The sequence below is a fragment of the Mycobacterium sp. E3198 genome (assembly GCF_001667015.1).
Lineage (GTDB): Bacteria > Actinomycetota > Actinomycetes > Mycobacteriales > Mycobacteriaceae > Mycobacterium.
The window spans coordinates 1-15,131 of sequence record NZ_LZIS01000037.1 but is presented as its reverse complement, the minus strand read 5'-3'; the positions used below and the strand labels follow the sequence as shown (position 1 = coordinate 15,131).

Below are 15,131 nucleotides of genomic sequence, written 5' to 3'. Positions count from 1 at the left end.
TTGGTGCCGCGGGTGCCGTGCCGGGTGCCGCCGCCGGCGCGCTACCGGCCGCCGCGGGCGCGCTGCCCGCCGCCGCGGGTGCCGTGCCGGGTGCTACCGGCGCCCTGACCGGTGCCGCCGCGCCGGTCCTGCCCCACTAAAGCCCCACTACAACCGGGAGGAACCTGTCCCCCGACGGCACCGCAGAGCCCCCTCTGCGGTGCCGTCGAACAGGTTTTGGCGGCTTTTCGGCCCCAGCATCGTGTCGCCTCATCAATAACATCAGAAACACACGTAACATCGGCTGGTGTCGTCCCGCAGTCGCGCGCCCACGATGTTGCTCACCGCCATCGCGGCGACCGTCGTCATCGTCTCGTGGGTGGGCCACGCGACACACGACCGGAGCGCGCCGCAGCCGCCGCGGGCCCAGGACACCCAACTCGCCGAGCAGCCGCTGGTCGGACTCGGCGGCGGGGTGACGGTTCGCGAACTCACCCAGCGCACGCCGTTTTCGTTGGTCGCGCTCACCGGCGACCTCGCGGGCACGTCCACCCGGGTGCGCGCGAAGCACCCCGACGGTTCCTGGGGGCCGTGGTATCAGACCGAGTACGAAACCGCGGCTCCCGACGCCGCGCCGGTAGGCGACGACGCGGCGGTCGGGCCGGCCCGACCGTCCGGGCCCACCGAGGGGCCGCGCAGCACCGACCCGGTGTTCGTGGGGACCACCACGACGGTCCAGATCGCGGTCACCCGGCCCATCGATGCGCCGGTGACCGTGGGCGGCGTCGCGGCGGCCCCAGATGGCCTGGGGTACCAGCCGGTCAGCAGGGAACAGCCGTTCGGCCAAAACATCTCCGCGATCCTCATCTCCCCGCCGCAAACGCCGGCCAGGACGCACTGGACGCCACCGACCGGGGTCATGATGCCGGGGCAGCCGCCCGCGATCATCAGCCGCGCCGAGTGGGGCGCCGATGAGTCGCTGCGATGCGGTAGTCCGCAATACGACAACGGGATTCGCGCCGCGGTCATTCACCACACCGCCGGCAGCAACGACTACTCCCCGCTGGAATCGGCGGGCATCGTCAAGGCGATCTACACGTACCACAGCAAGACCCTGGGCTGGTGCGACATCGCCTACAACGCACTGGTCGACAAGTACGGCCAAGTGTTCGAGGGCAGCGCCGGGGGCCTCACCAAGGCCGTCGAGGCATTTCACACCGGCGGATTCAACCGCAACACCTGGGGCGTGGCGATGATCGGGAACTTCGACGACGTGCCGCCGACGCCCATCCAGCTGCGGACCGTGGGCCGGCTGCTGGGATGGCGGTTGGGCATGGACGGCGTCGACCCCAAGGGCACGGTGGCGCTGGAATCGGCCGGTAGCCACTACACCACGTTCGCGGCCGGCACCATCGCCAAGCTGCCCACCATCTTCTCCCACCGCGATGTCGGCAACACCGACTGCCCAGGCAACGCCGCATACGCCCTGATGGACGAAATCCGCGACATCGCCTCGCATTTCAACGATCCGCCCGAGGAGCTGATCAACGCGTTGAAGGGCGGCGCGATCTACGACCATTGGCTGGCGATGGGCGGGATGAACAGCGTCCTGGGCGCGCCCGTCTCTCCGGAAGACAATGCCGAGGGTAACGCCCGCTTCGCCGAATTCGCCAAGGGCGCGATGTACTGGTCGCCCGAGATCGGCCCGCAGCCGGTGACGGGTGCCATCTATGACGCCTGGGCCTCGCTGAGCTACGAGCGCGGGCCGCTCGGGCTGCCGACCAGCGCGGAAATACAAGAGCCCCTGCAGATTACGCAGAACTTCCAGCACGGAACCCTGAACTACGAGCGGCTCACCGGGAACGTCACGTCGGTTGTCGACGGCATCACGACGCCGCTGTCGACGCAATCCCCCAGCGGCCCCGACGTGCCGCCCGAACACTTCTCGCTGCCCAGCCACCCCACCGCCACCTAGGACCTATCAGGCCGTTTCCGGCCCGGTGTGGGCTCCGTCACAGTACGCTCGGGTTGCCCGGCAAACACGGGGTTGGACCGAGGCGAGGGGAGACGGCCATGTCGTTCGTGGTCACAGAACCGGAGATAGTGACGGCCGCGGCCGAGCGCCTCTCGGGGATCGGCTCCACCCTCGGTGAGGCAACCGCCGCCGCCGCGGCGCCCACGACCGGCGTCGCCGCGGCGGCGTCCGACGAGGTGTCGATCGCGGTCTCGGAGGTGTTCGGCAGGTTCGGCCGCGAATTCCAGGCCCTCGGGGCCCGAGCGGTCGCGTTTCAGGACGAGTTCGTCAGCCTGCTCAACGGCGGCGCGGCGGCCTACCTCAGCACCGAACTCGCCAATGCCGAGCAGAGCCTGCTGTCAAGCGGCCTGCCCACGGGTGCCGCCGCGTCCGGCCTGGCCGCCGCCGCCACCCCGGGCGGCGCGTATGGGCAACTGATCGTCAATACGTCCGCGAACCTGCAAAACCTCTTCAACACCTGGTCCGCCGACCCGTTCCCGTTCCTGCGTCAGGTCCTGGTCAATCAGATCGGTTATTGGCAGCAGATCGCGGCGTCGCTCACCAACACCATCGAGAACTTCCCCGCCTTCCTGGCCGGCCTGCCGGCGGCCATCCAGGCCGGCATCCAGCAACTCCTGACCTTCCCGGCCGCAACCTACGTGCAGCAATTCATCAGCACGCAGATCGGCTTCGCCCAGGAATTCGCCACCAACCTCTACGCCGCGGCCACCGGCATCTGGGCCGGCCTGCCGGCTTTCGGCGCGCAGCTCCAGGTGGCCCTGCAGGCCGTCCTGGCGGGCAACTACTTCGGAGCGGTGCAGGACGTCGCGCAGGCCTTCGCGAATCTCTTTGTCACGGGCGCCAATCCGGGCACGCCATCGATCAGCGTCCTGACTCCTTTTACGAATCCCACGCTCGTCGCCACCGTGAACCCCACGCTTCTCGGCCCGCTGGGGAACCTGTTCGCCCTCGCCAACATCCCCGGCCAAGAGGCGCAGTACTTCACCAACCTGATGCCCCCATCCATCCCCCGGCAGATGTCGCAGAACCTCACCAACGTGCTCAATACCCTTACGATTCCCAGCATTTCGGCGACCGCCTCCGTGCCGATCCTCAATCCCACGGCGGGATCGCTCAGCGCCTTCTTCGGGCTGCCATTGGTGATCACCTACGCCGTGGCGGGCGCGCCGCTGGCGACGCTGGGTGGCATGGCGGACGCTGCGACGGCGGTGCAGCAGGCGCTGTTGGCCGGCGACGGCGTGGGGGCGCTCGGCGCGCTGTTCAACAGCCCGGCGATCGTGGCCAACGGCTTCCTCAATGGCGAAACGATCGTGGACATGACAATTCCGGTGCCGACGGGCCTTTCAGCGCCGTTCCCGACCAACATCCCTATCGTGCTGCACCTGCCCTTCGATGGGATTCTTGTTGCGCCGCACCCGGTTACGGCGACGATAGACGGCGGCATCCTCGGGCCGATCCCCGTGACCATCTTCGGCACGCCGTTCATGGGCCTGGCACCGTTGATGCTCAACTACCTGCCCCAACAGCTCGCCGGGGTCATTGCGCCCGCGGGCTAAAGCCACCAGCGCTCGAGCACCCGCCCCACCCCGTCGTCGGTGTTGGGCGCAGTGACCTCGTCGGCGACGGCCACGACGTCGGGATGCGCGTTGCCCATGGCCACGCCCAGGCCGGCCCACCGCAGCATCGGGATGTCGTTGGGCATGTCGCCGAACGCCACCACCTCGTCGCTGGAGATCTCCAGCGGTTTGGCGATCTCCTCGACGCCGCTGGCCTTGCTGATCCCCAGCGGAACGATCTCCACTAATCCATTGTCGGTGGAATAGGTGATATCTCCTTCGATGCCAACGTGTTTGGCCAACGCGGCGGCCATGTCCGCGCTGCGCGCCCCGGCCTTGCGGATCAACAGCTTGATCGCGGGGGCGCTCAGCAGGTCGTCGATCGACACCTCGGTGTTGTCCGGATTGAGCCATGCGTGCTCGTAGCCGGGCGAGCTGATGAACTGCGGGGTCGCGGTGTCATGGGCGCGTTCGCCGATCCGCTCGACGGCCAGGCCCGCACCGGGGATCACGCGCGCCGCAAGCTCGGCCAGTTCGGCCAGGGCGTCGACGCCCAGCGTTCGCGACGACAGCACCCGGTCGTTCGCGGGGTCGTAGAGGACGGCGCCGTTGGCGCACACCGCGATCGGCGCGAACCCGAGCGCCTCCACCACGGGGCGTATCCAGCGCGGCGGCCGCCCGGTCGCCACGACGAACCGCGCACCGGCGGCGACCGCGGCGTTCACCGCGTCGCGGGTGCGCGGGGATATGGTTTCGTTTTCGTCGAACAGGGTGCCGTCGACGTCGCAGGCGATCAGCGCCGGCAAGGTCATTGAGAGGGTCCGCCTTCGCCTCTCAGTGGATTCCGCTTTGGCTCTGTCCCGGCCGCGTCACACCGTCGCTACCGGACCGCGCAATCCGCTCCTGCAATTCGGCCAGCCGGATCGCCCGGGAATCGTCCTGGGTCGGTGCCGCGCCACCCAGGCGCCGCGGCACCCAGAACTCACCCTGCGGGTGGGGATACTCCTCCTGCACGCGGTAGAGCATCGCGTTCATCGCCTGGCGCACGCCGGCGATAAGCTGCTCGGCGTTGCCCTCCGGCGGCAGCGGACGCCCGGCCGCCACGGTGATCGGAATCTTGTTGCGCAGCAACTTCTTTGGATGGTCCTTGGGCCAAATCCGATGCGCACCCCAGACGATCATCGGAATGATCGGCACCCGGGCCTCCAGCGCCATGCGGGCCGCTCCGGACTTGAAATCGCGGAGTTCGAAGCTGCGGCTGATGGTGGCCTCGGGATGGAGCCCGACGAGTTCCCCTTCCCGCAGCTTCTGCACGGCCACCGCGTAGGCGTCCTGACCCATCCGACGGTCCACCGGAATGAGCTGGCAGTGCTTGATCACGAAGCTGACGGCCTTCACGTCCGCCATCTCGGCCTTGATCATGAACCGCAGCCGCCGCTTGCGCTCGTGGGCGGCAATACACGCGGGCATCCAGTCCAGGTAGCTGGTGTGGTTGAGCGCGATCAACGCGCCGCCCCGCGCCGGAATGTTCTCGAGGCCTTCGAACGTGAGCTTTGTTCCGTTCATCGCGACGACCGCCGGAACAACCATCTCCGCGAAGCGGAAGAACGGCTCGGCCATGTTCCTCTCCTTCCCCCTACCGCGATCGATGCGGACTACGGCGGCCGGCCCTGTTGGCCGACCTCGCCGCCGCCTCGTCGGCCTCTATCTGCGCCGCCTCCGCCATGGTCGGCGCACCGCCGCCCAGCCGGCGCGGCACCCAGTGGGCGCCGGCCGGGTGCGGATACCGCTGCTGCGCCTGGTGCAACAGCGCGGTCATCGATTCTCGCAGAGCGGCGGTGGTGGTTGTGACGTCGCCGGCCGCGCGCACCGGCCCACCCACCTGCACGGTGACCGGCAGCTTCTTGCGGCCGATCTGCCGGGGATGGTCCTTGGTCCAGATGCGGTGGGCCCCCCAGACGATCACCGGGACGATCGGCACGTCCGCCTCGACGGCCATCCGGGCCGCGCCGGTCTTGAACTCCTTGAGCTCGAAACTCCGGCTGATCGTGGCCTCCGGATAGACACCGACCAGCTCGCCCTCGCGCAGCCGCCGAACGGCGACCGCGTAGGCGTCCGCCCCGGCACCCCGGTCCACCGGAATGGTGCGAGTGTGCTTGATCAAAAAATTGACCACCTTCACCTGCTGCATCTCGGCTTTGATCATGAATCTAAGCCGACGGCGCCGCCGATGCACAGCTAATGCGGCAGGCAAAAAATCGACGTAGCTGGTGTGGTTGATCGCGATCACCGCCCCGCCCCTGTCCGGGATGTTCTCTTCGCCGCGATAGGTGATGGGTGTGCCGGTGACCAGCACCACGAGCCGGGCCACGATCTCGAGGGCGCGGAAGGTCGGCTCCGCCATCGGCTACTGCTCCGGCGGCCCGGCGGCTCGGGCGCGGCGGGCCGCCCGCGCGGCGGCCTCCTCGGCATCCATGCGCGCCGCCTCCGCGAGGGACGGAGCGCTGCCGCCGAGCCGGCGCGGGACCCAGAACTCCCCGGCCGGATGGGGCCCATACAGTTCCTGCGCCCGTTCCAGCAAATGCTGCATCCGCGAATGCAGAAGGCCCTTCAACTCCTCGACCCCCAGCGTCGGTTCGATCGCCTCGCCGACCAGGACGACGATCGGCACCTTGGGACGCCAGAGCTTCTTGGGGTGACCCTTGGTCCATATTCGCTGCGCGCCCCAGACGATGTGCGGCACGATCGGCACCCCCGCCTCGACCGCCATCCGGGCGGCGCCGGACTTGAACTCCTTGATTTCGAAGCTGCGGCTGATCGTGGCTTCGGGGTAGACGCCGACCAGCTCGCCGTCCTTGAGGTTCCTGACGGCGGCCTCGTAGGACGCGGCCCCGTCCTGCCGGTCCACCGGAATGTGCCGCAGGCTGCGCATGATCGGCCCGGTGATCCTGTCGTCGAACACCTCTTGTTTGGCCATGAACCGCACCTTGCGGCCAAGGCCCTGCTCGTATGCGGGCAGACCCGCGAAAGTGAAGTCCAGGTAGCCGGTGTGGTTGATCGCGATGACGGCGCCACCGCTTTTGGGTAAGTTCTCGGCGCCCGAGACGGTGATCTTCAGGCCCTGAATGCGCCAGACCAAGCGGGCAAGCTGAATGATCGTCCCGTATACCGGTTCCACAGCACTTCAGCCTAGTGCTCCCGACTGTGAGCCGCCCGTAGTGCCTGAAGCGACGAGAGGGGTAGCCCTGTCCGTCCCCTGTCCCCCGCCGGCGGTGCCGGCGGTCGTCCGCCGCTTCGCCGCCGGCAGGCCCGTGCGGGCGGTCTGGGTCAACCAGCTGGGCGGTGTCACGTTCCGCGTGGATGCCGGGCGTTCCGGTGCGGAATTCGTCAAGGTGGCCGACGCGGACGTGGCCGACTTCGCCGCTGAAGCGGAGCGGCTGCGCTGGGCGGCGCGCTACATCACCGTGCCGCAGATGCTGGGTTGGGGCGTCGACGGCGGCTGCGCCTGGCTGCGTACCGGCGCGCTGTCCGGCCGGTCGGCGGTGGACCCGCGATGGCTAGCGGCACCCGAGATCGCGGTGCGCGCGATCGGTGCCGGCCTGCGCGTGCTGCATGACCGGATGCCGGTGAACTCCTGCCCCTTCGACTGGTCGGTCGGCGGCCGGCTGGCCAAGCTGACGCCGCCCGCCCGCGCGTCCCTGGGCCAGGCGCCGCCGGTTGATCGGCCGGTGGTCTGCCATGGCGACGCGTGCGCGCCCAACACGCTGATCGACGACGACGGCCGCTGCTGCGGACACGTCGACCTCGGCGGGCTCGGCGTGGCGGATCGGTGGGCCGACCTCGCGGTGGCGACGCTGTCCTTGGGCTGGAATTACCCCGGCCGCTGGGAGGAGGTGTTCTTCGCCGCCTACGGCGCCGAGCCGGACCCGCAGCGCATCGACTACTACCGGCCGGCTGTGGACGGCCGAAGATGCGGCCTCGCGCTAAGCTCGGGGGCTGACAAGCCGTCAACCGTCGGCACGCCCCCCATGTCCCCCGAAAGGTATCAGTGCAGGTCACGAGCATCGGCCACGCCGGATTCCTGATCGAGACCCACGCGGGCACCATCCTTTGTGACCCCTGGGTCAATCCCGCCTACTTCGCGTCGTGGTTTCCGTTCCCCGACAACAGCGCGCTGGACTGGGACCGGTTGGGCGACTGCGACTACCTGTACGTCTCCCACCTGCACAAGGATCACTTCGACGCGAAGAATCTGCGCGACCACGTCAACAAGGACGCCGTGGTGCTGCTGCCCGACTTCCCGGTGCCCGACCTGCGAAACGAGTTGCAAACGCTGGGGTTTCATCGCTTCTACGAGACCACCGACTCCACCAAGCACCGGATCGGCGGCCCCAAGGGCGACCTCGACATCATGATCATCGCCCTGCGCGCCCCGGCCGACGGCCCGATCGGCGACTCGGCGCTGGTGGTTTCCGACGGCAACACAACGGTTTTCAACATGAACGACGCCCGGCCGCTGGACCTGGACGTGCTGGAAACCGAATTCGGCGGCGTGGACGTGCACCTGCTGCAGTACTCCGGGGCGATCTGGTACCCCATGGTCTACGACATGCCGGCCCGCGCCAAGGAGTCGTTCGGCACCCAGAAGCGTCAGCGCGGGATGGACCGCGCCCGCCAGTACGTCGCCCAGGTGGGGGCCAGGTGGGTGGTGCCGTCGGCCGGTCCGCCGTGCTTTCTGGACCCCGAGTTGCGCCACCTCAACGACGACCACGGCGACCCGGCCAACATCTTCCCCGACCAGATCGTCTTCCTGGAGCAGCTGCGCACGCACGGCCACGACGGCGGCCTGCTGATGATCCCCGGGTCGACGGCGGAGTTCACCGGCGCGACGCTGAACTCGCTGCGCCATCCCCTGCCGGACGACCAAGTCGAGGCCATCTTCACCACCGGCAAGGCGGCCTACATCGCCGACTACGCCGACCGCATGGCGCCCGTGCTTGCCGCGGAGCGCGCCGGCTGGGCGCCGGCCACCGGCGAGCCGCTGCTGGACCCGCTGCGCGCGCTGTTCGAACCGATCATGCTGCAGAGCGACGAGATCTGCGACGGCATCGGCTACCCCGTCGAGCTCGTCATCGGCCCCGAGACGGTGATCCTCGACTTCCCGAAAAGGACCGTGCGCGAACGGATTCCGGACGAGAAGGTCCGGTACGGCTTCGCTATAGCGCCGGAGCTGGTGCGCACAGTGCTGCGCGACCACGAACCCGACTGGGTCAACACCATCTTCCTGTCCACCCGGTTCTCGGCATGGCGCGTCGGCGGCTACAACGAATACCTCTACACGTTCTTCAAGTGCCTGACCGACGAGCGGATCGCCTACGCCGACGGGTGGTTCGCCGAGACCCACGACGACTCCGCTTCGGTCACCCTGGAGGGCTGGGAAATTCAACGTCGTTGCCCGCACCTCAAGGCCGACCTGTCGAGATTCGGTGTGGTGGAGGGCAACACCTTGACCTGTAACCTGCACGGCTGGCAGTGGCGCTTGGACGACGGCCACTGCCTGACCGCTCGGGGCCACCAACTGCGGAGCGCCAAGAAATGAACGCCAGTTACGACGACGGGCTGGTCCAGCTGGATCGCGCGGCGATCACGTTGCGCCGCTACCACTTTCCTTCCGGCACGTCCAAGGTCATCGCGCTGGGCAGCATCCGCGGGTACAAGACCGAGGCGTTGGGCATGTTCATGCAGCGGTTCCGTATCTGGGGCAGCTCCGATCTCCGCCGCTGGCTGCCCCTGGACATCCAACGACCGTTCAAGTCGACGCTGATCACCCTCGACGTACCGGGAACCTGGCCCAGCCCCGCGCTGACGCCGCAGTGTCCGGAGGAGTTCACCGCGTTGCTGGACGAGCTGCTGAGCGAGCGCGGCTAGCGCCCCAGATCCTCCAGCGCCGCGCGGGCGGCGTTGTACCCGGGAATGAAGGTGATCCCCGGCCCGCCGTGGCACCCGGCGCCGCCGAGGTACAACCCCTTGATCGGGATCGGCTGGCCGAGAAAGCCTTTCGGGCCGGGCCGATTCGGCCCGACCTGGTCCGAGCTCAGCAGCCCGTGGCAGTAGTCGCCCCCGGGGGCGCCGAACATGACCCCCATGTGCCGGGGCGTGAAGGTCGTGTGGCGGATGATGCTGCCCTCGAAGTTCGGCGCCAGCCGGGTGACCTTGTCGATCACCCGCTGGCCCATCTCGACCTTCGCTTGGCCGTAGTCCGCGCCGCCCTCGATGGGGAACCACAGCGCGAAGGCCGACGCGGCGTGCTTGCCCTCGGGCGCCAGGGCCGGGTCGTTCTGCGACGGGATCTGCAGGACCACCGTCGGGTCGGCCGGCACGATCCCGCGCCGGGCGTCCTCCCACTGCTGCTGGACCTCCTCCGGCGTGCAGAACAGGCCGATGGAGGCCTGCATGGCCGGCTCGTTGAGCACCTCGTAGGGCGCGGCGAACTTGGGGGCCTCTTCCAGCGCGAAGTGCATCTGCAGGTAGCTGCCGCGGTGGTCGATCCCCGCGTACCGCTCGCGGATGTCGGCGGGCAGCGCGGCGGGATCGATCATCTCGTTGAGCGTGAGGTCGGGCGCCAGGTTGGAGACCACGATCGGCGCGGCCAGCTCCTCCCCCGCCTCGGTGCGCACGCCGGTTACCTTGCCGCCGGCGACCAGGATGTCGGTGACCTTGGTGCGCAGCCGCACCTCCCCGCCCAGGCTTTCCAACAGCGTGGCCAGGTGGGCGGTCAGGGCGCCGATGCCGCCGCGCAGCTTCTTCATCTGCATGGTGTCCCCGTCGGGCACGCCCAGCCCGAACGCGAGCGCCGCGGCGCTGCCCGGCGTGGCCGGCCCGCGGTACAGGGTGTTGACGGCCAGCACGGTCATCGAGCCGCGCAGCGCCCCGTGCTTTTCGCGGTCCGGCAGGTAGCGGTCCAGCACGTCGGTGACCGAACCGAACAGCATGTCGTCGATCGCCGAGCGTTCGAATTCGTTGGTGGCGCAGGCGTACATCTCGTCGAAGGATTTGGGCGGGGTCCCCGCCTCGAAGCGGCCCAGCGCCCGGGTCGGCGCCTGGCTCCAGGCCATCAGCCCCGCCATCCCGTTGACGGCGTCCGCCCCGTGCACCTCGTTGAGGTGGGTGAACAGCTTGATCGGGTCGCTGTACTGGATCAGCGGGTCGTCGCCGACGCCGCGCACCGCGACCGACATCACCTCCAGGTCGAGGGTCTCGAGGGTGTCCAGGCCCAATTCCTGCACCACCACCGACGCGGTCGGGAACTGCACCGAGCCGGCGATCTCGAAGTGATACCCGTCGAAAAGCTCGACCGTGGAAGCCATCCCGCCGGCATAGAGCTTGGCGTCCAGGCACAGCGTCCGCAGCCCGGCCTTTTGCAGCAGCACCGCCGCGGCCAACCCGTTGTGGCCCGCGCCGATGACGATCGCGTCGTGTTCAGTCATGTCCTGCCCTCCAGCAATGGAGGCTGGCATGGTCGCCAAGTTTTGTCAATTATGACGAAACGTCGATTCAGGCGCCGGGCGCCCAGGCGTCGGTGATGCCGGCCCGCAGCGACTCGAGCGCGGTGTGACACATCCGCGCCAGCTCGCCCAGCGACCGATCCTCGCCGAGCATCCAGAGTTCCATCGCGCCGAACACCGCCGCCGCGACGCAGCGCGCGGTCACCGCGGCGCGCAGCCGCGCGTCGGGCGTCAGCTCCGCCGCGCAGCTACGCCGTTGCAGTTGCTCCTGGATGGCGTCGGCGAAGTCGGCTTGGACGTCCTGGATGTGGCGCACGATCCGGCCGGGGTCGAGCTCGCCGCCCCGCAATGCCGCGATTTTCGTCACGGCCTCAACGTCATAGGGGAAGGAGAACACCGCGGACTGCACCGAATCGATGACCGGCTCGTCGGCGGGTCTGGCGTCCAGCGCGGCGCGAAACCAGTTCAGCCCGGTGTAGTCGGCAAACAGCAGGTCGTGCTTGGAGCGGAAGTGGCGATAGAACGTCCGCAGTGACACGCCGGCGTCCGAGGCGATCTGCTCGGCCGACGTTTCCTCGACGCCCTGGGCCAAGAAGCGCACCAGGGCGGCCTGGATCAGCGCCTCCCGGGTGCGCTCGCTGCGCGCGGTCTGCGCGGGTCGGACCATGGGAGTAAGGTACCTCAGGATTCGTTATGTCAATCTTGACAAAACTTCCGGCCAGGGGTGAGACTGCGCCCATGGTCTCGCTCCTCGTGCACGCGGTTCTCGGGCTCACGGTCATCGGCTGGATCGTCGCGTCCAATTCGAAGGTTTTCGCCAGGCCGGCCGACGGCCCGATGTTCTCACCGCTGGAAGCCGTGTATTACGTCGTCGGCATCGCCTCGGTCGCGCTGGGCTGGTGGTTCAACATCCACTTCGTGCAGGAATACGCGAAGGGTTCGACCAACCCGATCTGGGGCCACGGTAGTTGGGCGGAGTACATCCAGCTGATGTTCACCAACCCGGCGGCCAGCTCGGCCAGTCAGGACTACACGATCGCGAACGTGATCTTGCTGCCCCTGTTCACCATCGTCGACGGCCACCGGCGCGGGCTGCGCCACCCGTGGCTGTACTTCGTGTCCAGCCTCTTCACCAGTTTCGCGTTCGCGTTCGCCTTCTACTTCGCGACGATGGAGCGGCAGCGCCGGCACGAAAAGGCGCGCGAGACGGTGAACGCCTAGGGTTCAGGTCGGTTTGGTGGCCCGCCACCGCTGACGGCCGCCCGACACGTCGATTTTGACGTCGGCGAATCCGGCGTCGGTCAGCCGCCTGCGGAGGTCCTGCGGCGGCACCGGGTTGTAGGTGTCGGCGATGTGCAGCAGCCGGAAGGTCAGCGACGGCACCCCGTCGCTGCCCGCGAACATCCCCCCGGGGCGCAGCACCCGGAAGGCTTCGTCGAACAGCCGGTCCTGCAGCTGCGCGGTCGGGACGTGATGCAGCATCGTGAAGCACACCACCGAGCTGAAGTGATCGTCGGGCAGCCCGGTGGCGGCCCCGTCGCCGTGCAGGATGCGGGCCCGGTCGCCGTAGCGGCGGTTGAGCCGTTCGGCCATCGAGGCATCGACCTCGACGGCGGTGAGCGATTTGGCCCGATCCAGCAGGGCGCGCGTCGTCGCGCCGTACCCCGGGCCGATTTCCAGTGTCCGCGAACCCAATTCGACATCACCAAGCACCCAGGGCAGCAGCCGGTCGGCAACCGTCTCTTGCCAGCCCGTCGAGCTGCAACGCCACCGGTGCACAAGATTCATCGCCATATCGCCAACGCTAGGCGTTTCCCCGAATGCGGGCTTCCGATATTCTGCCGTGATATGTCGGAAATCGGCCAGCCAGGGCTCGTCACGTCATCGCAGTCGCTGCCGCCGGGCGCGCGGATCCGGCGGCACCGGCATCACCTGCACCAGATCGTCTACCCGTCCTCCGGCGCGGTCTCGGTGACGACCCCCGCGGGCACGTGGATCACCCCGGCGAACCGCGCAATCTGGATACCGGCGGGCGTGTGGCACGAACACAGGTTCCACGGCCACACCCGGTTTCACGGCGTCGCGCTCGATCCGCGGCGCCACGGTCGAGGCCCCGCGACGCCGGCCGTGCTCGCCGTCAATCCCCTGATGCGAGAACTGATCATCGCCTGCTCGCAATCCGACGCGGTCGACACCGACGAACACCACCGCATGCTGGGGGTGCTCCACGACCAGTTGCAGGCGACGAGTATCCGTGAGCCGCTGTGGATTCCGACGCCCAACGACGGCCGGCTGCGGCGGGCGTGCGCGCTGGTCACCGACGACCTGGCGAACCCGTTGACCTTGCGGCAACTGGCCGGCCGGGTCGGCGTCAGCCAGCGCACCCTGAGCCGCCTGTTCGCCGACGAGCTGGGCATGACCTACCCGCAGTGGCGCGCCCAGGTCCGCCTGCAGCACGCGCTGATGCTGCTCGCCGAGAACCACGGCGTCACCGCGGTGGCGCTGGCGTGTGGCTGGGCCACGCCCAGCGCCTTCATCGACACCTACCGGCGCGCCTTCGGCCGCACCCCGGGCGCCCGTCGTTCTTAACCGGCCGGCTCCAACAGTTCGGTACCCACGAACGGCACCAGCGCGGCGGGCACCCGCACGTTGCCGTCGGGCTGCTGGTGGTTCTCCAGGATCGCCACCAGCCACCGGGTGGTGGCCAGCGTGCCGTTGAGCGTGGCCGCCACCTGCGGCTTGCCGTTCGCGTCCCGGTAGCGGGTGGCCAGCCGGCGCGCCTGAAAAGTGGTGCAGTTCGACGTCGACGTCAGCTCGCGGTACGCACCCTGCGTGGGAACCCATGCCTCGCAATCGAATTTGCGCGCGGCCGACGAGCCGAGATCGCCCGCGGCGACGTCGATCACCCGATACGGCACCTCGATGCGGGCCAGCATCTCGCGCTGCCAGCCCAGCAGCCGCTGGTGTTCGGCCTCGGCGTCGGCGGGCGCGCAGTAGACGAAGCCCTCCACCTTGTCGAATTGGTGCACCCGGATGATGCCGCGGGTGTCCTTGCCGTAGCTGCCGGCCTCCCGCCGGAAGCACGACGACCAGCCCGCGTAGCGCAGCGGCCCACCGGACAGGTCGAGGATCTCGCCGGAGTGGTAGCCGGCCAGCGGCACCTCCGACGTGCCCACCAGGTACAGGTCGTCGGCCTCGACCCGGTACACCTCGTCGGCGTGGGCACCCAGAAACCCGGTGCCGGCCATCACCTCCGGGCGCACCAGCACCGGCGGGATCATCGGGACGAAGCCGTTGTCGACGGCCAGCCGCAGGGCCAGCTGCAGCAGGCCCAGCTGCAACAGCGCGCCCCGGCCGGTCAAAAAGTAAAACCGCGATCCGGACACCTTGGCGCCGCGCTGCATGTCGATCAGCCCCAACGACTCACCCAAATCCAGGTGATCCCTGGGGTTTTCGATCGCCGCGGGCTCGCCGACCGTGTCGAGGACGGCGAAGTCGTCCTCGCCGCCGGCGGGCACCCCGTCGATGATGACGTTCGAGATCGCCATGTGCGCCGCGGTGAACGCCGCCTCGGCCTCGGCCTGGGCGGCTTCGGCCGCCTTCACCTGCTCGGCCAGTTCCCTGGCGCGCGCCAGCCTGGCCGGGCGTTCGTCGGGCAACGCCGCGCCGACGCCCTTGCTGGCGGCCTTCTGTTCGGCGCGCAGATCGTCGGCGGCCGAAATCGCCGCGCGGCGGTTGGCGTCGGCGGTCACCAACGCGTCCACCAGGGCAGGGTCCTCGCCCCGGCTGGCTTGGGAGCGGCGCACGGCGTCGGGGTCTTCCCGGAGCAGCTTCAGGTCGATCACGCGCCTGAGACTACTTTCGCCGCGCCGCCCCGACGGCAGAGCACCCCAACGGCCCAATCCCAGGAGTTGACATACGCAACTTTCGTCACGGCACTTCGCCGGTCCTGTCAGAATGGAGCCGATGTCGCAAGCCCCCGAGAAGGAAGCTTCGGAAGCCGGGCCCCCCGCCGGCTCCGCCGGCGACCCCGCGCAACGTCCGGCGGACGGCGGC

General features: G+C 68.8%; 14 protein-coding genes and 1 pseudogene. 7 read left to right on the top strand and 8 right to left on the bottom strand.

Annotated elements, in window-relative coordinates; translation table 11 throughout:
* Nucleotides 1-286 precede the first annotated feature (286 nt).
* Both A5673_RS04900 and A5673_RS04895 read left to right on the top strand, forming a co-directional pair.
* A complete protein-coding gene (locus A5673_RS04900) occupies nucleotides 287-1,954 on the top strand; it encodes an LGFP repeat-containing protein (RefSeq protein ID WP_197518292.1) in 1,668 nt (555 codons plus the stop codon).
* Between the two features lie 98 nt (nucleotides 1,955-2,052).
* On the top strand, nucleotides 2,053-3,570 hold the full coding sequence (locus tag A5673_RS04895) for a PE family protein (RefSeq protein ID WP_068227719.1): 1,518 nt from the start codon (nucleotides 2,053-2,055) through the stop codon (nucleotides 3,568-3,570).
* Here A5673_RS04895 and A5673_RS04890 read toward each other — a convergent pair.
* The 4 genes from A5673_RS04890 to A5673_RS04875 are packed head-to-tail and all read right to left on the bottom strand — an operon-like array spanning nucleotide 3,567 to nucleotide 6,748.
* On the bottom strand, nucleotides 3,567-4,382 hold the full coding sequence (locus tag A5673_RS04890) for a Cof-type HAD-IIB family hydrolase (RefSeq protein ID WP_068227717.1): 816 nt from the start codon (nucleotides 4,380-4,382) through the stop codon (nucleotides 3,567-3,569). The two genes, A5673_RS04895 and A5673_RS04890, sit on opposite strands and share 4 nt — an antisense overlap.
* Before the next feature lie 22 nt (nucleotides 4,383-4,404).
* Nucleotides 4,405-5,190 carry a 1-acyl-sn-glycerol-3-phosphate acyltransferase gene (locus tag A5673_RS04885; RefSeq protein WP_068227714.1) on the bottom strand — a complete coding sequence of 262 codons (786 nt, stop codon included), beginning with the start codon at nucleotides 5,188-5,190 and terminating at the stop codon, nucleotides 4,405-4,407.
* Between the two features lie 16 nt (nucleotides 5,191-5,206).
* A complete protein-coding gene (locus A5673_RS04880) occupies nucleotides 5,207-5,974 on the bottom strand; it encodes a 1-acyl-sn-glycerol-3-phosphate acyltransferase (RefSeq protein WP_068227712.1) in 768 nt (255 codons plus the stop codon).
* 3 nt (nucleotides 5,975-5,977) lie between these two features.
* The gene (locus A5673_RS04875; protein WP_068227710.1) at nucleotides 5,978-6,748 is read right to left on the bottom strand and encodes a 1-acyl-sn-glycerol-3-phosphate acyltransferase; all 771 of its coding nucleotides are present in this window, start codon (nucleotides 6,746-6,748) and stop codon (nucleotides 5,978-5,980) included.
* 67 nt (nucleotides 6,749-6,815) lie between these two features.
* On the opposite strand from A5673_RS04875, the pseudogene A5673_RS04870 reads away from it, so the two are divergent.
* The 3 genes and pseudogenes from A5673_RS04870 (at nucleotide 6,816) to A5673_RS04860 (ending at nucleotide 9,498) form a co-directional block, all read left to right on the top strand.
* Nucleotides 6,816-7,557, top strand: a pseudogene (locus A5673_RS04870) (phosphotransferase).
* A gap of 61 nt (nucleotides 7,558-7,618) precedes the next feature.
* Entirely contained in the window at nucleotides 7,619-9,169 is a 1,551-nt protein-coding gene (locus A5673_RS04865) for an MBL fold metallo-hydrolase (RefSeq protein WP_068227707.1), read from the top strand.
* Nucleotides 9,166-9,498, top strand: a complete 333-nt coding sequence (locus A5673_RS04860; RefSeq protein WP_068227705.1) for a hypothetical protein — start codon at nucleotides 9,166-9,168, stop codon at nucleotides 9,496-9,498. Before A5673_RS04865 ends, A5673_RS04860 begins: the two co-directional genes overlap by 4 nt.
* On the opposite strand, the gene A5673_RS04855 is transcribed toward A5673_RS04860, so the two are convergent.
* Complete coding sequence (locus tag A5673_RS04855; protein WP_068227702.1) at nucleotides 9,495-11,057, bottom strand: NAD(P)/FAD-dependent oxidoreductase; 1,563 nt, start codon at nucleotides 11,055-11,057, stop codon at nucleotides 9,495-9,497. The two genes, A5673_RS04860 and A5673_RS04855, sit on opposite strands and share 4 nt — an antisense overlap.
* A gap of 67 nt (nucleotides 11,058-11,124) precedes the next feature.
* Complete coding sequence (locus A5673_RS04850) at nucleotides 11,125-11,742, bottom strand: TetR/AcrR family transcriptional regulator (protein ID WP_068227700.1); 618 nt, start codon at nucleotides 11,740-11,742, stop codon at nucleotides 11,125-11,127.
* Between the two features lie 71 nt (nucleotides 11,743-11,813).
* Between A5673_RS04850 and A5673_RS04845 the strand changes: the two genes are divergently transcribed.
* On the top strand, nucleotides 11,814-12,296 hold the full coding sequence (locus A5673_RS04845; protein WP_068227697.1) for a DUF2834 domain-containing protein: 483 nt from the start codon (nucleotides 11,814-11,816) through the stop codon (nucleotides 12,294-12,296).
* Between the two features lie 3 nt (nucleotides 12,297-12,299).
* On the opposite strand, the gene A5673_RS04840 is transcribed toward A5673_RS04845, so the two are convergent.
* Nucleotides 12,300-12,869, bottom strand: a complete 570-nt coding sequence (locus A5673_RS04840; protein ID WP_068227695.1) for a class I SAM-dependent methyltransferase — start codon at nucleotides 12,867-12,869, stop codon at nucleotides 12,300-12,302.
* A gap of 54 nt (nucleotides 12,870-12,923) precedes the next feature.
* On the opposite strand from A5673_RS04840, the gene A5673_RS04835 reads away from it, so the two are divergent.
* Nucleotides 12,924-13,664 (top strand): helix-turn-helix transcriptional regulator, encoded by a 741-nt coding sequence (locus tag A5673_RS04835; RefSeq protein WP_068227693.1) that lies wholly within the window; start codon nucleotides 12,924-12,926, stop codon nucleotides 13,662-13,664.
* On the opposite strand, the gene serS is transcribed toward A5673_RS04835, so the two are convergent.
* Nucleotides 13,661-14,920, bottom strand: a complete 1,260-nt coding sequence (gene serS / locus A5673_RS04830) for a serine--tRNA ligase (protein ID WP_068227690.1) — start codon at nucleotides 14,918-14,920, stop codon at nucleotides 13,661-13,663. The genes A5673_RS04835 and serS overlap by 4 nt on opposite strands.
* Nucleotides 14,921-15,131 lie beyond the last annotated feature (211 nt).